This is a genomic window from Photobacterium satsumensis, assembly GCF_050336935.1.
In the GTDB taxonomy this organism is placed as follows: domain Bacteria; phylum Pseudomonadota; class Gammaproteobacteria; order Enterobacterales; family Vibrionaceae; genus Photobacterium; species Photobacterium satsumensis.
This window is the reverse complement of record NZ_JAKJSK010000006.1, coordinates 1,201,976-1,218,588: the sequence shown is the minus strand read 5'-3', so window position 1 is coordinate 1,218,588 and position 16,613 is coordinate 1,201,976. Positions and strand designations below refer to the sequence as shown.

The 16,613-nt window shown below is 45.8% G+C and carries 15 protein-coding genes; 9 read left to right on the top strand and 6 right to left on the bottom strand.

The window, feature by feature from the left end; translation table 11 throughout:
- Window position 1: 1 nt before the first annotated feature.
- From L4D79_RS05705 to L4D79_RS05670, 8 genes are read left to right on the top strand one after another with little or no spacing between them, the layout of a single operon-like run.
- Window positions 2-439, top strand: coding sequence for an acyl-CoA thioesterase (locus tag L4D79_RS05705; RefSeq protein ID WP_428648551.1), 438 nt, complete (start codon window positions 2-4; stop codon window positions 437-439).
- Window positions 423-1,088, top strand: coding sequence for a LolA family protein (locus tag L4D79_RS05700; protein WP_428648548.1), 666 nt, complete (start codon window positions 423-425; stop codon window positions 1,086-1,088). The genes L4D79_RS05705 and L4D79_RS05700 overlap by 17 nt, the downstream gene beginning before the upstream one ends.
- Window positions 1,072-3,405: an MMPL family transporter gene (locus tag L4D79_RS05695; protein WP_428648545.1), complete on the top strand. Its 2,334-nt coding sequence runs from the start codon at window positions 1,072-1,074 to the stop codon at window positions 3,403-3,405. Before L4D79_RS05700 ends, L4D79_RS05695 begins: the two co-directional genes overlap by 17 nt.
- A complete protein-coding gene (locus tag L4D79_RS05690; RefSeq protein WP_428648543.1) occupies window positions 3,389-4,009 on the top strand; it encodes a DUF3261 domain-containing protein in 621 nt (206 codons plus the stop codon). The genes L4D79_RS05695 and L4D79_RS05690 overlap by 17 nt, the downstream gene beginning before the upstream one ends.
- A gap of 17 nt (window positions 4,010-4,026) precedes the next feature.
- Window positions 4,027-5,259: a beta-ketoacyl-[acyl-carrier-protein] synthase family protein gene (locus L4D79_RS05685; protein WP_428648541.1), complete on the top strand. Its 1,233-nt coding sequence runs from the start codon at window positions 4,027-4,029 to the stop codon at window positions 5,257-5,259.
- Window positions 5,252-5,716 carry a hotdog family protein gene (locus tag L4D79_RS05680; RefSeq protein WP_428648538.1) on the top strand — a complete coding sequence of 155 codons (465 nt, stop codon included), beginning with the start codon at window positions 5,252-5,254 and terminating at the stop codon, window positions 5,714-5,716. Before L4D79_RS05685 ends, L4D79_RS05680 begins: the two co-directional genes overlap by 8 nt.
- The gene (locus tag L4D79_RS05675) at window positions 5,713-6,438 is read left to right on the top strand and encodes a 3-ketoacyl-ACP reductase FabG2 (protein ID WP_428648535.1); all 726 of its coding nucleotides are present in this window, start codon (window positions 5,713-5,715) and stop codon (window positions 6,436-6,438) included. The genes L4D79_RS05680 and L4D79_RS05675 overlap by 4 nt, the downstream gene beginning before the upstream one ends.
- The gene (locus tag L4D79_RS05670; protein WP_428648533.1) at window positions 6,435-7,667 is read left to right on the top strand and encodes a beta-ketoacyl-ACP synthase; all 1,233 of its coding nucleotides are present in this window, start codon (window positions 6,435-6,437) and stop codon (window positions 7,665-7,667) included. Before L4D79_RS05675 ends, L4D79_RS05670 begins: the two co-directional genes overlap by 4 nt.
- A 57-nt stretch (window positions 7,668-7,724) precedes the next feature.
- Here L4D79_RS05670 and L4D79_RS05665 read toward each other — a convergent pair whose 3' ends face one another.
- Window positions 7,725-8,108 (bottom strand): hypothetical protein, encoded by a 384-nt coding sequence (locus tag L4D79_RS05665; RefSeq protein ID WP_428648530.1) that lies wholly within the window; start codon window positions 8,106-8,108, stop codon window positions 7,725-7,727.
- Window positions 8,109-8,122: 14 nt separating this feature from the next.
- Window positions 8,123-8,371 (bottom strand): hypothetical protein, encoded by a 249-nt coding sequence (locus L4D79_RS05660; protein ID WP_428648528.1) that lies wholly within the window; start codon window positions 8,369-8,371, stop codon window positions 8,123-8,125.
- Between the two features lie 236 nt (window positions 8,372-8,607).
- Between L4D79_RS05660 and L4D79_RS05655 the strand changes: the two genes are divergently transcribed.
- Window positions 8,608-9,153, top strand: coding sequence for an acyloxyacyl hydrolase (locus L4D79_RS05655; RefSeq protein WP_428648525.1), 546 nt, complete (start codon window positions 8,608-8,610; stop codon window positions 9,151-9,153).
- Between the two features lie 59 nt (window positions 9,154-9,212).
- On the opposite strand, the gene L4D79_RS05650 is transcribed toward L4D79_RS05655, so the two are convergent.
- The 4 genes from L4D79_RS05650 to L4D79_RS05635 are packed head-to-tail and all read right to left on the bottom strand — an operon-like array spanning window position 9,213 to window position 16,609.
- The gene (locus L4D79_RS05650; protein WP_428648522.1) at window positions 9,213-11,354 is read right to left on the bottom strand and encodes an ATP-binding cassette domain-containing protein; all 2,142 of its coding nucleotides are present in this window, start codon (window positions 11,352-11,354) and stop codon (window positions 9,213-9,215) included.
- Entirely contained in the window at window positions 11,351-12,958 is a 1,608-nt protein-coding gene (locus tag L4D79_RS05645) for an ATP-binding cassette domain-containing protein (RefSeq protein WP_428648519.1), read from the bottom strand. Before L4D79_RS05645 ends, L4D79_RS05650 begins: the two co-directional genes overlap by 4 nt.
- Window positions 12,959-12,969: 11 nt before the next feature.
- A complete protein-coding gene (locus tag L4D79_RS05640) occupies window positions 12,970-14,307 on the bottom strand; it encodes a TolC family protein (protein WP_428648516.1) in 1,338 nt (445 codons plus the stop codon).
- Window positions 14,308-14,347: 40 nt separating this feature from the next.
- Window positions 14,348-16,609 carry an ATP-binding response regulator gene (locus tag L4D79_RS05635; protein WP_428648513.1) on the bottom strand — a complete coding sequence of 754 codons (2,262 nt, stop codon included), beginning with the start codon at window positions 16,607-16,609 and terminating at the stop codon, window positions 14,348-14,350.
- Between the last annotated feature and the right edge of the window lie 4 nt (window positions 16,610-16,613).

Here is a 16,613-nt window from a genome sequence, read left to right as displayed (position 1 = left end):
TATGAGTGGTAAAGCACATTTTTTGACTGCCGAAGTCAACATGGTGACCTCTTTTCAAGATGCCGACCCAATGGGGGTGGTATACCACGGAAACTATTTCCGCTTTTTTGAAGAGGCTCGCCGGGTCTTGATGAACAAGCTTAACTACGGCTATAGGGAGATGCAGGAATCCGGCTTTCTGTGGCCAATCATCGATACCCATGTGAAATATGTCAGGCCTATTCCGTTTAACCATGAAATTCAGGTGGTAGCCACATTGAAGGAGTGGGAAAACCGCTTGCGAGTGGATTATGTGATCACGGATGCCTTAAGTGGAGAGCGGTTGACGAAAGCACATACCATGCAAGTCGCCGTTAGGGCTGACGATGGAGAAATGTGCTTTGCCTCACCGGCGGTATTTATGGATAAAGTTGAGGCTTGGTATGCGGAAAGGATGTAAACAACGCTGTATTGGCATCAGTGGTAGGCTTGGTAACTGGTTTACGTTCACTGTTGCGGTTTCCATATTGAGCTTTTCTGTTTCAGGGCAGGCGATCACACTTGAGGATCTACAAGATCAGTTATCAGGCCAACCGGTTGTTAGGGGCCTGTTTACTCAAGTCAGAAGTATGGAAATGCTAAATGCCCCGCTGGAATCTGAAGGTGAGTTCCTGTTGGCTAAAGAGAAAGGGCTGCAGTGGCACCAGACGCAGCCATTCCCGGTGAAGTTGGTTCTCACCCAGACTAAGTTGAGCCAGCAGTTTAGCGGTGGGGAGGCAAGTGTTGTCAGCGCTGAGGAAAACCCCATGGTGTTTTACTTTAGCCATGTGTTTCTCTCACTTTTTAGTGGAGATACTCGCCAACTTAAAGAACAGTTTGAGTTGTCTTTGACTGATAGTATCAACCACGAAGGTTGGCAATTGGTGTTAACCCCTAACTCAGCCCCTCTTAATGCGGTATTTCAGTCTATTCAGTTATCGGGAGGGCAGTACATCAATGAGTTAATTCTTGAAGAAGTGCGAGGCGATAAGACTGAGATTACTTTTCATGATCAGCAATCCGCCAATACGGATCTAACAGCGGAAGAAAGCCGTGGCTTCAAGATATAAACTGGCCTTTGGCTGGCTACTGGTCATGTTGGTCGCCATTGGCGGATTGAGTGTTAATCTGGTCACCCGGATCAAGCCACCTATAGAAACCAATTTGTTCGCATTACTGCCAGACAGCCAGCAGGATCCGGCCGTAGAGATGGCATTTGAACAAGTAGCAGATAGCCTAGGCGAAAAAGTGTTGTTTGTGATTGGCAGTGAGGACAAAACGGCTCTCTTCGAAGCGGCAAAGCAGTTCTCCCATAGACTTCAAGGTATCGGCTTATTCTCAGATGTTGCAGGTAACGTCTCTCAATCTCAGCAACAGCAATGGGCGGCGTTTTTATTTCCTAGAAGGGCTAACCTTCTGACATCAGAACAGCAAGTGCAGCTTAAAGAGAACCCGCAGCAAGTTGTTGATGTGGTATTGGCGCAGGTATATAACCCTTTTTCGGGCGTAACCAGCCAAGAGCTTAAGGCTGACCCATTTCTCCTGTTCCGAGGTTATTTGGCAGAGTTGAGCAGGCTGTCGGGAGCATTCTCGCTGGAAAGTGGTTTTTTGACCACCACCCATCAAGGTAAAAACTATGTATTGCTATCCGCTGAACTTGCGGGCTCACCCTATAGCCTGAATTTGCAAGAGAAATTACCCGTATTGGCAGATCTTGAAACGTCAATCCGCGCACAATATGACGTTGATCTGCTACATACAGGTGTCATTTTCTATGCTGCTTTTGGTACACAGAGCGCGAAAGGGGAAATCAGTACCATCGGGTTAGGCTCCCTATTCGGGATACTGACCTTGTTGTTGGTGGTATACCGCAGCGCACTGCCTATGATGCTGGCCATGCTTTCTATTGGGTGCGGGCTTGTTTTTGCTTTTGCTCTGTCTATGGCTGTTTTCGGTCAAGTACATATTTTCAGTTTGGTGTTTGGTGCCAGCTTAATCGGCGTATCCATTGACTATGCTTTTCATTTTTTGACCGAACGCCTGTCCGCAGGACGTCGTTGGAATGCTTCGCTGGGTTTAAAGCATATTCTGGCTGCGATATCACTAGGCTTATGTATGAGCCTGATTGGCTATTTCTGCATGATGGTCGCGCCATTCCCTGGTTTGAGACAGTTATCGTTTTTCTCCGCCGCTGGACTTGCTGCTGCCTATGCCACCGTCGTTTGTTGGTACCCACTGCTGGCAGCCAAGCCCGGCCTTTTGGTGCAGATGCCGTTTCAAGGTGCTATGGCGTTTTGGCTAAGAGGGTGGAATAGCCGTGTGGTGCGGACACTATTGCCTTTAGCAATGATGCTGTTTGCTGGTGTCGGCCTTTACCAAGTGAAATATGATGATGATGTGCGGCAATTGCAGGCATTGCCTGCTGATTTAAAGCAACAAGAAAACACCATTAAACACATTACAGGCTTGGGGAATAGCCAACAAATGTTGTTGGTTAAGGCTGCTGATGAAGAGGCTTTGTTACAACAGCTGGAAAGTGTAGGTGGGCAACTTGATCAACTCGTTGAGGAGGGGGATCTGGATGGCTATACCAGCATTCATCAGCACATCCCTTCGATTGAGCGACAGGAGCAGAACAACCAGCTGGTAAAAGTACTCTATCAACAGCAAGGCAAGGTGCTTGCAAGTCAGCTCAATCTTGGTAGTGACCTGACCTTGGAAGAGGGCTTTACCGCAATTTCGATTGATTCATTTTTACAGTCCCCTCTTTCCGATCAGCTTCGGTTTCTCTGGCTGGGTGATATCTATGGACAGGAAACCGCGGTTATTCTGCTGAAGGGAATAACAAACTTTGCGCGTGTTGCGCGTCTGGCTGATGCAAATTCAGCGGTTACTTATCTAGATAAAACGCAAGAAGTATCAACAATATTTGCAGAGTACCGACAGCGTATCTCCTTGTTGTTGTGCTTCGCACTCGGCGCCATAGGCATGTTACTAGGTTGGCGCTATGGTGCAGCGAAGGGGATCCGGGTGATGCTACCACCGGTGATTGCTTGTTTTGTCGGGATTGCTATCACAGGTTACCTTGGTAGCTTTTTGAATATCTTTAATTTGCTTGGTCTGTTCTTAATCTTGGGGATCGGCATTGATTACACCCTGTTCTTCGCTGAACAATCTACATCACACAGTACCTTGCTAGCGATTACCTTATCGGCGATCACCACAATATTATCTTTTGGCCTGTTATCTCTTAGTGACACTCAAGCGATTCATAGTTTCGGGATCACGGTATTAACGGGAATATTAACGGCATGGTTATTAGCACCGCTTTCGCTAGAACGTGTAAAGAGAGAACCTGTAGGACTCACGGATGAAGTTCGGAATTAACCGTCATTATTTTATCAAACAATACTTCGCTATCGGATTTTGTCTTTTTAGCCTCGTAGGGTGTGCGAAACATATTGCGTCTACGTCAGCAGAAGATTGGCAGGTAGAGATAGCACCTGAGGTATGGGTTGAACTGCCCGAGCCAGTAGAGCTTGGCTATTCGCTTGAAGCCAGTCAGTTAATCAGCGCGAAGTGGCAAGACCAAACAAATCAACTTCCTGTTCAACTACAAGTTAATGAAGACAAACTGGTACTGGTTGGCTTTTCTTCGTGGGGAACAAGGATCCTGAGTTTGGTATATCAAGACGAGCAGGTTGATAGCCAGATCCTGGCGGGTATCGATAGCTCAGAAATTATGCCAGAAAAAGTGTTGTTTAACTTGATGCTAACACTGTGGCCAAGTGAATCGTGGGAGCAACCATTATCTCGTATTGGCTGGACGCTCATAGATACACCTCAACAACGTCAGCTACTGAATGAAAACGGTGAGGTGGTTATTGATATTCAATATAGTGCTATGCCACATCTTGAGGGTGAAATACTGTTCTCAGATAACAAGCTGGGATACTTTATTTCAATAAAAACGCTAACTTATGTCCAATAAAAGAGTGAAACGTCACGATGGCAATAACAAATTATAAATACAGCTCTAATCCGGTTTATATCCATAGTTGCGGTTTTCACTCTGCATTGGGAAAGACGGCAGAACATATTCACTTCCGGCTGAACCAAGGATCTTCACCAGACATGGAGGCCGTTTCAGGTTGGCTGAATAATGGCTCTGACACTGTAATTGGTAAAGCTGCAGGTGAAATGCCTATTATTCCTGACAATCTAAAGCAATATAAAACAAGCAACAACCAGCTTGCACTCTCGGCATTAATGCAGATTGCGCAACCCGTCCAGAGCGCTATCGCAAAGTATGGGGCTGAGCGTGTCGCCGTTATTGTGGGCACCAGTACATCGGGTATTGCGACTGGTGAGGAGGCGTTGGATGAATATTTCAAGAAAGGGCAATTTCCGTCCAGTTATCATTATAGCCTGCAAGAAGTCGGTAATTTAGGGGAGTTTGTGGCTGACTATTTGGGTGTTAATGGCCCTGTGTATACCGTATCAACGGCTTGCTCTTCAAGTGGACGTGTTTTCTTGTCAGCTAAGCGTTTGCTCAATGCCGGTATAGTTGATGCCGTTGTGGTTGGGGGGGCTGATTCTTTATGCCGGCTGACCCTGAACGGATTTAACGGCTTGGAAGCTCTCTCTAATTCGTTGTGCATTCCATTTAGTGAAAACCGGCAAGGAATCAATATCGGTGAGGCTGCCGCTTTCATGCTGTTATCCCTCAGTGAAGAAGACTCCGACAATATTTCTGATGTGCCCGCGGTTGCTTTTTTGGGCGGTGGAGAAAGTTCGGATGCCCACCATATTTCTGCACCGCATCCAGAAGGGGAAGGGGCGGAATTGGCCATGCGAAAAGCGTTAGAAGATGCCGCTCTTTCTCCTGGGAATATCGGTTATATCAATGCACACGGTACAGCAACACCGCTGAATGATGCGATGGAAGCGAAAGCAATATACCGGGTATTTCAAGATAGGGTTCCGGTAAGTTCAACCAAACAGCTGACTGGCCATACGCTTGGGGCTGCAGGGGCCGTTGAAGCGGCTATTTGCTGGCATATATTGCGCTATGGACTCGACTTGCCCAAACAGAAGAGTAGTGGCAAGCGGGATCCGAGTCTGGCGCCAATATCCTTGGTGAGATCAAACATGAAGCTCGAGCACCCAGCAATCCTGAGCAACTCGTTTGCCTTTGGTGGTAATAATGTCAGCCTAATTTTTGGATATGCCCATGACTAACCTTCCGCACTTTCACCAATTATTGCCTCATGAGTCGCCGATGGCTTTAGTGGATGAATTGATTGATGTCGGGGAAACCCACATCCATTGCAGAACCACAATTTCATCCTTGTGCCCTTTCTTTAACTCAGATAGCGGTAATGTCCCCGGTTATGTCGGCATTGAGTTCATGGCGCAGTCGATTGCTGGGTGGTCTGGCTACCATTCATGGCTGCAAGGTGATAGTTCACCAATTGGTTTTTTGTTAGGAAGTCGGCGCTATCAAACAACGTGTAGCGATTTTAAAGAGCATGATGTATTGGACATCTATGCAGAGCAAATAATGGAGAGCCTCGGTATGGCGGTGTTTTCATGCCGTATTGAGTGCCAAGGGAAGGTTATTGCGTCAAGCCAACTTAATGTTTATGTCCCTTCCCAGAAAAAATTAGATCAAATGTTAAATAGGACCCATTCATGATGAGACAAGTTTTAGTGACTGGTGCGAGCAAAGGCATAGGACGTGCAATTGCAACACAGCTTGCCAACGATGGGTTTACCATCATTGTCCACTATATGAGCGATGAGGCAGGCGCTGCAGCAACATTACATGATATCAACGCCGCTGGTGGGAGTGGACGGTTGATTCAGTTTGATATCAGCAACCGTGAACAATGCCGAGAAATGCTCGAGCAAGATGTCGCTGACAATGGGGCTTATTATGGAGTGGTCAGTAATGCGGGCATCACTCGTGATACGGCATTTCCAGCGATGACGGAAGAGGAGTGGGATGGTGTTATCCATACCAACTTAGACAGTTTCTACAATGTGTTGCACCCTTGTGTCATGCCGATGGTGAGGTTACGTAAGGGGGGACGAATTGTCACTTTAGCATCAGTATCAGGCATTATGGGGAACCGCGGCCAGACGAATTACAGTGCTGCGAAAGCGGGGGTCATCGGGGCAACAAAGTCGTTGGCGCTTGAACTTGCAAAACGGAATATTACGGTAAACTGTGTTGCTCCTGGGCTTATCGATACGGGCATGGTTGATGAAACGGTCAAAGAGCACGCGTTACCTCAGGTGCCAATGCGTAGAATGGGCGAGCCGGAAGAAGTGGCGGGACTTGTGAGCTATTTAATGTCTGATAGTGCCAGCTATATCACCCGACAGGTTATTTCAGTCAATGGAGGTTTAGTATGAAGCGTCGTGTAGTCGTGACTGGGATGTCAGGCGTTACTGCATTGGGTAATGACTGGCAAAGTATCGAGCCGAAGTTGCGAGCGTGTGAAAATGCCTCGTGTTATATGCCGAGTTATGAGCAATATAACGGCCTTAACACTAAGTTGGCCGCGCCAATAGAAAACTTTGAATTGCCAAAACATTATACCCGTAAAAAAATTCGCGGCATGGGCCGGGTTTCTCTTCTATCAACTGTCGCCAGTGAAAGTGCATTGCAGCAGAGCGGACTGCTCGGGTGCGAGGCGCTAACGGATGGTCAGACAGGAATCGCATATGGCTCTTCTACAGGGAGTACTTCAGCTGTTGGTGCCTTTGGCGTTATGCTCAATGAAAAAGACACCAAAGCGATAACAGCAACGACCTATGTTCAAATGATGCCGCACACGGCGGCTGTAAATGTTGGGCTGTTTTTTGGTTTGCGCGGACGAGTGATTCCTACGAGTAGTGCATGTACATCGGGAAGCCAAGCCATTGGCTATGCTTACGAGGCCATCAAGCACGGTTATCAAACAGCGATGGTTGCCGGTGGAGCAGAGGAGCTTTGTCCTACAGAATCGGCGGTTTTTGATACGCTTTTCGCAACCAGTTTGAGAAATGATGACCCCAAGTCAACGCCAAGACCATACGATGTTGACCGTGATGGACTAGTGATTGGTGAAGGCGCTGCGACCTTTGTACTTGAGGAGTATGACCATGCACTAGCCCGTGGGGCCAAGATATACGCAGAGGTTGTTGGCTTTGCTAGCAATTGTGACGCAGCCCATGTTACGCAGCCACAAAAAGAAACAATGCAACTGTGTATGGAAATGGCATTGAAAGATGCGGATTTGCCTCCACAAGCAATAGGTTATGTCTCGGCTCATGGTACTGCGACCGAGAAAGGAGATATTGCAGAAACCCACGCGACGGCCAATATTTTTGGTGATAATGCACCGATTAGTTCGTTAAAAAGTTATTTAGGTCATACGCTTGGTGCCTGTGGAGCCATAGAGGCTTGGCTGAGCATTGAGATGATGCGAACTGGGTGGTTCTGTCCAACGTTGAATTTAGACGAAATCGATGAACGCTGCGGAAACTTGGATTATATCCGAGGTGAAGGGCGCGAAATGAACTGTGAGTATTTGATGAGTAATAACTTCGCTTTTGGCGGGATTAATACATCAATTATTTTTAAGCGTTGGCAGGGTTAAATATAGAAAATTAAAAAACGATAGCCCTGATGATGACGTAGGGCTACCGTTTTTCTATTAATTGGAGAGTAACTCTTTTTGTATGTCTCTGTTTAGGTTTGCTACCCAACCATTATATTTTCTGTGAATTGTATCTTTGTCAGCATTATACTTCATGTTTTCGCTATCGTGGTAAGTGATGTCATAGCTGTCTTTGTTGAGAGTAATATTTACCGCGACATAGTGTGATCTGACATGGATTTTAGCAATCAACTTATTTCTTGATTCTTTTTCAACTTGCCACCCACGAACTAACCCTGCTTTGGTGATCTTTTTTATCAATTGTTGGTTAGCTATCGGTTCATGAATAGGCTGATTGAGTACAGGTTCTGGCTTTGCTGCAAAGCTAAAGGAAGAAAAACTAATGAGTAGTGTTACCAGTATGTATTTAATCGCTTTCATTTATGGATATATCCTTATTTAGGAAGTTGTGGCGTTTGATAAACTTGTCGAATTATATGTGTAATTTCGTAATCAATATTCTCATCGTCAAAGTTTAATAATTCATTTTCGTGCAGTATTTTCAATAGCTTTGAGGGATAAAATGTATCATTCCCGACAATCTCCACATGACCAGCTTTAACGGTAATGGTTTTGACATTACTTTGATGATCAGTCACTGGGTTGGATTGCTCATCTTTATTTATAGATGGATTATAATTCATATTTTATGAAAACAAACAGTCATAATCCGCTTCAACCCTGAAAACTCTAAATTCAAAATAACAATTGCTATTTATTGCTTATATAATAATCCCTATACTATTTATAGATCAATAATAATATGATGTAATTAGAAAGAGTGAGAGATTGAAGCTGTCTATTTAGAATTGTTTATAATTTCCAGTTATAACAGGCAGGCAAATTAAACAGCAATATAAGCTAAAAAATGAGTACAAAAATGATTAAAAGGAATTTTTCATTTCGTGTTTTTATCGTATTTTTTCTGTTGATAGGCAGTAGTTCTGCGAGCGCTATAGAATTGGCAGTATCTGCTGGAAAAGCCCAGCAGCCAGGGGAGGACTACAGCAATTCTCTGCTGGCGATGGATCTTATCTTTGCTGATTGGCAGCGCAGTCCAGTTCAAAGATTAAGCCTTGGGGCCAGTGTGACTCATCTAGAAGCCCATACTGATGAGAGTAATGACGAGTTAATTGCACTCAGCTTATTTCCTGAGCTGAAGTTATTCGCTGAAAGGTATGGTTACCGCTGGTTTTTCCAAGTAAGAGCTTTAGGGCCAACTTGGCTTAGCGAAAAGCAATTAGGCGAAAGAGAGCAAGCTATGCACTTTGCTTTTTTGGCCCAAGTTGGTGGCGGGGTTTACTTTGGTGATGAAAATCGTGGTTATCTGAATGTGTTTTACCGTCACTTCAGTAACGCTAATTTAAAAGAGCCGAATGATGGCTTTGACGTACCGCTCAATTTATCGGTTGGATATCGATTTTAAGGGCAATGGCTAACGGTTAATAATACAGGCAGCCAAAGCTGCCTGTATGACGTTGAAGGCTAGCCTTTCATCGTTTGAATCACCTTGTCTGGGAAGCCGAAATACTTTTGCGCCCCATCATTGTCGAGCAATAAGCAACTGGTGGAGGCCGCAATGTAGGCCTTGTCATTGGTGGTATAGATCACCGTGGCATGAGCCAGCTTTTCTGTAAATAGCTTGTTGATGTACTTGGTGTACTCCTTCTCCCCGCCGACGAAAGGCTCATCGATAATGATGATACCCTGATCGAAACTGCCTAGTCCGAGTGCCATCCGTAACAACTGCTGGACACCATTGGGTAACTGCTGGACAAATTCCGAGGACATCTGTGTTTGTAGCCCCTCTGGTAGCCAAGGGTGCAAGTTGAAGAATTCTATGGTCTCTTCCATTTGCTCCGAGGAGATCACACCATCATGAATAATGAAATTTGATTCCAAGGTGCCATCAAAGATATGCAGTTCGAAAGGAATGTAATTGATGGCTTTTCTATAGCGGAAATTATTGAATTGTTTAATGTTATAGCCGTCTAATAAAACATTGCCTTGATAACGGTCTTCTAGCCCTGCCAAAATAGTCAGCAAGGTGGTTTTCCCCGAGCCCGAGCCGCCGGAAATCGAGATTTTATCGCCGGGCTGAGCTGTGAAAGCTAAGTTGGTTAGTCCCGTTGCTGCCCCTTGGTAGCGGTGGGTAAGGCCAGAGATAGTGACGTTGCCTTTGAACTGACGAATAGGTGGGCTGCTTTCCAGTGAATGACGGTCATCATTCAAGGACATCAGTGCATTGATCTGAGAGCTGGCTGACTTTATTGTTTTGAATTTAGTGATGGAATTATAGATCCCCATAATTGGTCCAAGCGCCTTCCAGACCAAGATGATGATTGCCAGCATGGCTCCGGCATCGGTCTCACCAGCCATCACGCCAATCACTGCGGTGACAATGCTGGCTGTACCGATAGCCTGTATCAGTCCTTGACCCATGGCTTGGATCTTACCATTGGTCACAGATACGCTCTTGGCGTCCTCCAGGCTTTGCTCGTGGGCTGCTTGGAAGCGGGAGCGGATCACCCTGATTAACGGTAGCCCCTGAATACTGCTGATACTTCTTAGCAGCTCATTCCACTGATAAGACACCATGGCGTTGGCACGAGAGCTTCTTGACGTGGCTTGGTTGTAGATATAGCGGGCGTAAACACAGAAAAGCAGCATCAGTACGATTCCTGCTAGCACTGTGAGTGCCGCTGTACCCGAAATAATAGTGATTGCCACAATGAAAATGATCACGAATGGCATGTCGAAATAGCTGAGCGAAGACTCTGCTGTGACCAGCTTCCTAAATTGATCGATATCCTTCAGCCTTGCCAACTGAGAGGAGACGCCAGCGGATGAGGTCATAGAGTAGGGAAGCCACAATAGTTTACTAATGACATTGCGCGATATATGGGTGGCAAGATCTTTGCCCGACGTTGCCAGTATATTCATCCGCATCCGTTTGAAGGCGTATTCAGACAGCGCCAGAAAGACAGCAAATCCTGTTAGCCAGTACAGGGTTGTCTCTGAGCCGGAGCTCAACGCAAAACTGTAGACGCCCATGATAAAGAAGGGTTGCATCGCACCAAGTACGTTAATGATTAAACTCAGTAACAGCAGGCTTTTGATTTCATTGTTGTAGCGATAAAACGCGTATTTTATCCAATTTGATTTGTCCTGAGATTCTGGTGGTGGCTCGCGGAATATTTTCGAGTAGTTTGAAATTTCACACACGGTGCAGCTATCGCTTGTCAGCGGGTGCTCTAGCATCACATTGTTGCGGTAATCGAACAGTTTGGCTTGGCCGTTTTCTATGCCAAGGAAAATGGTGCAGACGTTATCGAACTGGACAAAAGCGGGTGTCGATACATGTTCAAGCTGATGCATTGATGAAAGCTGCAGGATGTTGCACTCGTAATCAAGCCGTGACAAGGTGTCGGCAAAGCTATCAACATCTTGGCTTCTGGGGACAAAGGCATCACTGAGGATCTCTGGCGTTCCCTCCCATTGCAAAGTCACAAGGGTATAGGCCAAACCAAGCAATGTCGGAGATCCTTTATATCGTTCCCTGAACTTGGCAGAGCCAAAGTCGCCCAGCCGTTCTTCGATATTACTAAAATCAATTAATACACTCATGCGGCAACCCTAGAAGCAAGTTTGTGGCGAACCAAGCGGGGATCGAGCGGTCCCAATTTATTACTGACAATAATACAAATGAAGTTGTTGGCTTTGGGCGTGAGACAAGCTAGCAATAAGCGGGCAAACTGCTCGTCATATACCATATCAATATCGTCAATGAGCAATACCGGCTTATTGCTTAACAAGGCCCGAATAATTAGCAGTGCAAAGAGCACCTGACGGGAGAACGGCAGCTGGCTATGGCTTGAAATCTTGGTATAGAAACCGTTTTTAAGGCCATCAATTTTATGCTTGATGGCGAGATTCTCGCAGAGTGAAAAGGCAGCGCTATTGAGGTGTGGCTGGAAACAAGTGAGGTTGTCAATAATTGTCCCTTCGACCAGCGCTGAGTTTTTATCTACCTTAATCACGTTGTTTCGCCAATCCCCATAGTCAATCTCACTGGCTGCCTTGTCATTGATGGTGAAAGTGAGGTTATCGTCATGGCTGTCCCGGGTTAGGCACCTTAGTAGGTGGCTTTTACCACTTCCGCTAGGTCCGGTTAGCAAATTTAGCTGACCTGTTGCCAGAGAAATTGGTGGGATGCCTGATGTTACATCGCTGCCTGATGGGGTGATAGATATTGTGCTGATAACGTCTTCTGTTTGCGAAGTGTGATTGAATGATTCCAGCTCGAGCACTTCAGCTATGCGCTTAACATTCAGTTGATTGGTTCGCCAGCGACTAAGCGTGCGCATGACTTGTTGGTAGGGGGCGAAGTAGCGGTTGGTCAGTAGGATCACTGCCGCCATGACCCCTTGGCTAATCTCCATGTTGATAACTGCTAATGCACAAAGAACGACGACGATTGCAACGGAAAGTTGTTGGATCACGTTAAGGGTTAGATTAAATGACGATTCCAAACGTTCATAGGTAATGCTTTGCTCTTCCCGCTCACTGATCATTTCGACCATCACGCTTTCAATGCGGTACTCCATAGTGCGGCTTTTGATATCCAACGGGTTTGAAACAATCTCGATAATTTTGGAATTTGTCAGTCCTTCAATATCTGAGCGTTGCGAAAGCACGTCGACACGGCGTTGTGATAAATGGCGGGCAGCAAAAAATAGGACAGTGGATGCCGCAATGAGCGCGAACCCCGCCCAGAAATTGATCAGTAGAATAATCAATACCGTGATGGCACTGGTGCCTGTATTGATCATCGCTTTTATGGTTTCACCGCCGAAAAACTGCTTAATATCGGAAATGGTTGCGATACGTTCTAAATATTCCCCCATTTCCAACTGGTTGAAACGCTCAATATTGGCAGCACAGATAGCTAAGAAAACCCGGTTGGTTAGCTGGCCTTCAAAGCGCTTCATTATCACTGAGACTAAATGTTCCTCTTGCCGTTTTAGTTGGTAGTCGAGAAAAATAGCCAGCAAAATGATGGTAAAGAGCAGCATCAGCGAGTTGGTCGACTGGTTTGGCAAGATGCGGTCAAAAATGATCAGGATAGAAAAAGGCAGTACCAAGCCCAACAGAGTCGTCATCAACGTTGAGAACAGTAAATAGAGTTTGTCCAATGGACTTATTTTGCGAGTAAATGGCTGGCTTTTCATTACTTACTCCGTCATTGGACCATCAGATGAAGTGGAATAGGCGATTGGGAGCTGTCGTCATTCATTGGCGACATCTGCTCGGCTATCTTGCCGACCGTTGCCATATTCAGGTTACCGATCCGTTCGTTGAGTTGAATGAGGTTGATGACATAGTCATAGCGGGCACTCTCATAATCTCGGATGCTGCTATACAGCTTGCTCTCAGCTGACAGTAGGTCAGTAATAGTACGCGTCCCTAATTTGTGGGCTTTTTGGATACCGATATATGACGCGTAATTAGCCTGAATAATCGTCGTCAGGCTGGTTAGCGATGCTGAATAATCATTAATGTTATAAATAAACTCTTCAAACTGCTGCTGGCTGACGTTTTTACTATCTTGTAGGTCGATTTCTGTTCGGTCGATATCGACTTTATTTTGTTGGTAGCGATAGTAATCACGGCCACCGTTTAAAATCGGTACATCCAACGTGAGGGTATATACCGTCTCTTCTGTGACGCCTTTGTCAGGATATAGCTTGGCCGATGCATCATTGGTATCGTCATAGGTGTAGCCAATACTACCTTTAACAGAAGGGACGAAAGTCGCGCCAGTTTCCTTTAAGACCTGACGGCTTTTGTTGACCGCTTGCTTGGCAATTAACAAGCTGAGATCAGACGAGTACATAATGTTATTGAGTTCTGTTTGGCGACCCGGGGGAATAGCTTCAAATTGTATGCTTGATTGCAGATCGAAATCAGGTTTTAGAGGCTGCTGAATAATGTTAGCGAGCTCGTTAAGCAATATGCGTTGATCTTTCTTCAGGGTGCGTAGGCTATCTGCGGTCCGCTCTTTTTGCGCTAACACTTCATAACGTTCGGTACCTGCGACATTCCCTAACTCAATATTGCGGCTGATAAGCGTCAACCGGGATTCTGATGACTCTAACTCAGCTTGGGTTGCCCGGATCTGGGCCCGGTTTTTTAAATATTCGAAATAGGCGGTAGCGGCCTCGCGGATAATTTGTTGTCGTGTTTGCTCGGTCCTAAGCGATTCAATATTAATATCTGTCTGGGTGCTTCCATGTGAGTAGATATCCCCAAGGTCAAACAGGCTTTGGGTTAAGGTAACGTTCACACCGTGGCTGTTGTAGCTATTTCTGCTATTGGCCCCGCTGTATTTATGCGTCGTGCCATCATTCCAGTTGGTATTTGCAGACACATTGAGCGAAGGCAGGAAGTTACCTCGGTTTATATCCAGATCATACTCAGTGGCAGCCAAATTAGCTTGGGCGCTACTTAGTGATAAATTGCGTTGCACCGCCACATCGACCACATTGAGCAGATCGGCTGCATTTGCCGTGGCTGCCACAGATGCCCCGACAAAGGCAGCTAACAATGTGCTTGCAGGATTAGCAGATCTTTTTAATCGCCATGTATTTTTTAATAACTTTGATAATTTCATCATTTTTATACGGCTTACTGATGACATAGTCCATTCCTGCTTCAATACATGACTTGTGTTCGCTGGCGCTGGTCAGTGCTGTAGCGCCAATAATGGTGGCGGGGTGGAAGACGTCCAAGTCTTGTTCCCGTTGGCGGATTAGTTTTGTGGCTTCAATACCGCCCATGCCGGGCATGATGCAATCCATAAAGACGATATCCGCACCATGTTCTTTCATATATTCCACGGCTTGCGCACCATCGCTGACGGTATGTGCTTCATAGCCTTGTTTGCTAAGCAGCTTTTTCAATAAAAACTGCTGAACTTTGTCATCTTCAACAATAAGGAAGGCATTTTGTGTTTGCTCGTTGGCTTCCTCAGTGGCTTGCATGGCCTCTGTGAGGTTGGGAACAAGTTCGTAAGGGACGAAAGGTGTAAAGAAAACCCGGTCAACATACTCATGGGTGTCTTGCACCGTACTTGATTCCGACGCGGCTAAAAAGAGTTTGGTCTTGTTGTTCTTTTTCAACCTTGAATGCAAGGTTTTGCAGAAGGACTTGAGCTGAATACCCTTGATCGTGTCGGTAATGATGATCCCATCGAAATCATTTATCCGAGACAAGGATTTAAAAATTTCGTTCGCCGAGCGGATAATTTCAATCGTTGCGCCATATTGCGATAGCATTTGGGACATTACGTCAATTTGCAGCTGCGAATCGGTGCAGATCATCAAGTGTTTATTTTCAAGCGAACGCTCAACGTGATGGAAACTTTTTGGCGTAATATCAATAGCAATACGCAGTTTTTGCATGTTGATAGGTTGCTGAGTGTGGTCATCATTCTGAGGTGGAAGGGCAAGTGCGGACTTCAGCCAGGCTGATTCAAATCGTGTTACCTTGCTAAGGATGGCTTTTGACCACTCATCATTAATACCGCTTTTCTCATCGATTAATTGCCAATTGGCGTTCTTGATATCTAGTAAATTCAATGCATTCGTGGGCAGAAAAACGATTTCAAAAACCAGCCTGGATTGTTCTACCTCATCGGCTGCTTCGGTATGAATATGAAATAAAATATGAGGTTCATTCTGAGCTGATATGGCATTGGAAAGCTGCAAAAACAGTACCCAAAATAAACTGGTTGGGTTGCCTTCTATTTCGCCGGGTAAGTGGCTGCCCAGATGGCATTCCAAGTGTCGCTGGGAGTGTTGGGTTTTCGCACTGAGGTGAACCAATAATTCGGACATTAAGGGAAGGAAGGTGACATTACCAGAAGCCGCGCTGTTACCTCCGGAGATCAGGCGATTATAGTTATCCGCTAGTTCAGATAAGGTATTGGTCGCTAATGTGATATCTCGAGCTAAAACGGCACCGTTTTCACCGGCTTCTTGGGCTATGAGCCTGACCCCGCCTTGGATTGTGTTAGTCATGCCGCGGATTTCGTAACCAATCAAGGCATATAGCTGGCGGTATAAGTCGGCATTGCGCTTTTGCTGTTCAACATCCTGATACATGGTTGAAAGGTTGGCAAAAATACGCCTCTGCTCTGGTGGCGTGTTAATGTCGTTGAGCATTTGAGTGATCTCGTTGGCAGAGATATGCTCAAGTTGGTTGGCAAGCTCACTGACACCTGATTGCACCTGTTTAGATTGGTAACCTTTACGTTTGGTTGCTGTTGCTAGTAGTAACAAGAGAGCGCAAAAAACGAGGCTGAAAATCAGGAAAACCATCATTGAGCGGAAGAAAAGGGTTTGCTGGGCTTGCTGAGCGTCATTGTTGATGGCAACTATCAAGTTTTGCTGTGACGCTTGCAAATCCGGCTGTAGTTGAAGCAGCGTATTTTGCAGTTGTTGATAGTTACTGTTGGCGTTAAATCTGGCAATTGCAAGCTCAAGCTGAGGGTAGAGCACATTGCCGACAAGGCTGATTTTCACTTTCTCCGCTGATGCCGCCTGCTTAAAGTGGGCAATATCTTTTTGCAACGTATCAACTTGCGGTTGGATGGCTGTATTTTGGAGGCAGGAATCAGCTTGGCAACGACTAATCGTTGTCAATAGTGCTTGGGTTGTTCGGGTCAGTTGATGGCTGCTGCTAACCAGTTCTGAATTTAACATGCTGTTATATTCGGTTGTTTGGTTATGCCATTGCAGGCCAATGATCATTTGGCTGCTAACGCCGATCACCATGAATACGGCGATAAATCGAATAGTGGCCTTCCTCGACAATTTCACTGCT

What these genes read in the sequence shown, in the direction of transcription:
- L4D79_RS05655 (WP_428648525.1), top strand. Translation starts at nt 8,608, where the DNA reads ATGATTAAAAGGAATTTTTCATTTCGTGTTTTTATCGTATTTTTTCTG.
- L4D79_RS05685 (WP_428648541.1), top strand. Translation starts at nt 4,027, where the DNA reads ATGGCAATAACAAATTATAAATACAGCTCTAATCCGGTTTATATCCAT.
- L4D79_RS05690 (WP_428648543.1), top strand. Translation starts at nt 3,389, where the DNA reads ATGAAGTTCGGAATTAACCGTCATTATTTTATCAAACAATACTTCGCT.
- L4D79_RS05665 (WP_428648530.1), bottom strand. Translation starts at nt 8,108, where the DNA reads ATGAAAGCGATTAAATACATACTGGTAACACTACTCATTAGTTTTTCT.
- L4D79_RS05680 (WP_428648538.1), top strand. Translation starts at nt 5,252, where the DNA reads ATGACTAACCTTCCGCACTTTCACCAATTATTGCCTCATGAGTCGCCG.
- L4D79_RS05705 (WP_428648551.1), top strand. Translation starts at nt 2, where the DNA reads ATGAGTGGTAAAGCACATTTTTTGACTGCCGAAGTCAACATGGTGACC.
- L4D79_RS05650 (WP_428648522.1), bottom strand. Translation starts at nt 11,354, where the DNA reads ATGAGTGTATTAATTGATTTTAGTAATATCGAAGAACGGCTGGGCGAC.
- L4D79_RS05670 (WP_428648533.1), top strand. Translation starts at nt 6,435, where the DNA reads ATGAAGCGTCGTGTAGTCGTGACTGGGATGTCAGGCGTTACTGCATTG.
- L4D79_RS05700 (WP_428648548.1), top strand. Translation starts at nt 423, where the DNA reads ATGCGGAAAGGATGTAAACAACGCTGTATTGGCATCAGTGGTAGGCTT.
- L4D79_RS05645 (WP_428648519.1), bottom strand. Translation starts at nt 12,958, where the DNA reads ATGAAAAGCCAGCCATTTACTCGCAAAATAAGTCCATTGGACAAACTC.
- L4D79_RS05675 (WP_428648535.1), top strand. Translation starts at nt 5,713, where the DNA reads ATGATGAGACAAGTTTTAGTGACTGGTGCGAGCAAAGGCATAGGACGT.
- L4D79_RS05660 (WP_428648528.1), bottom strand. Translation starts at nt 8,371, where the DNA reads ATGAATTATAATCCATCTATAAATAAAGATGAGCAATCCAACCCAGTG.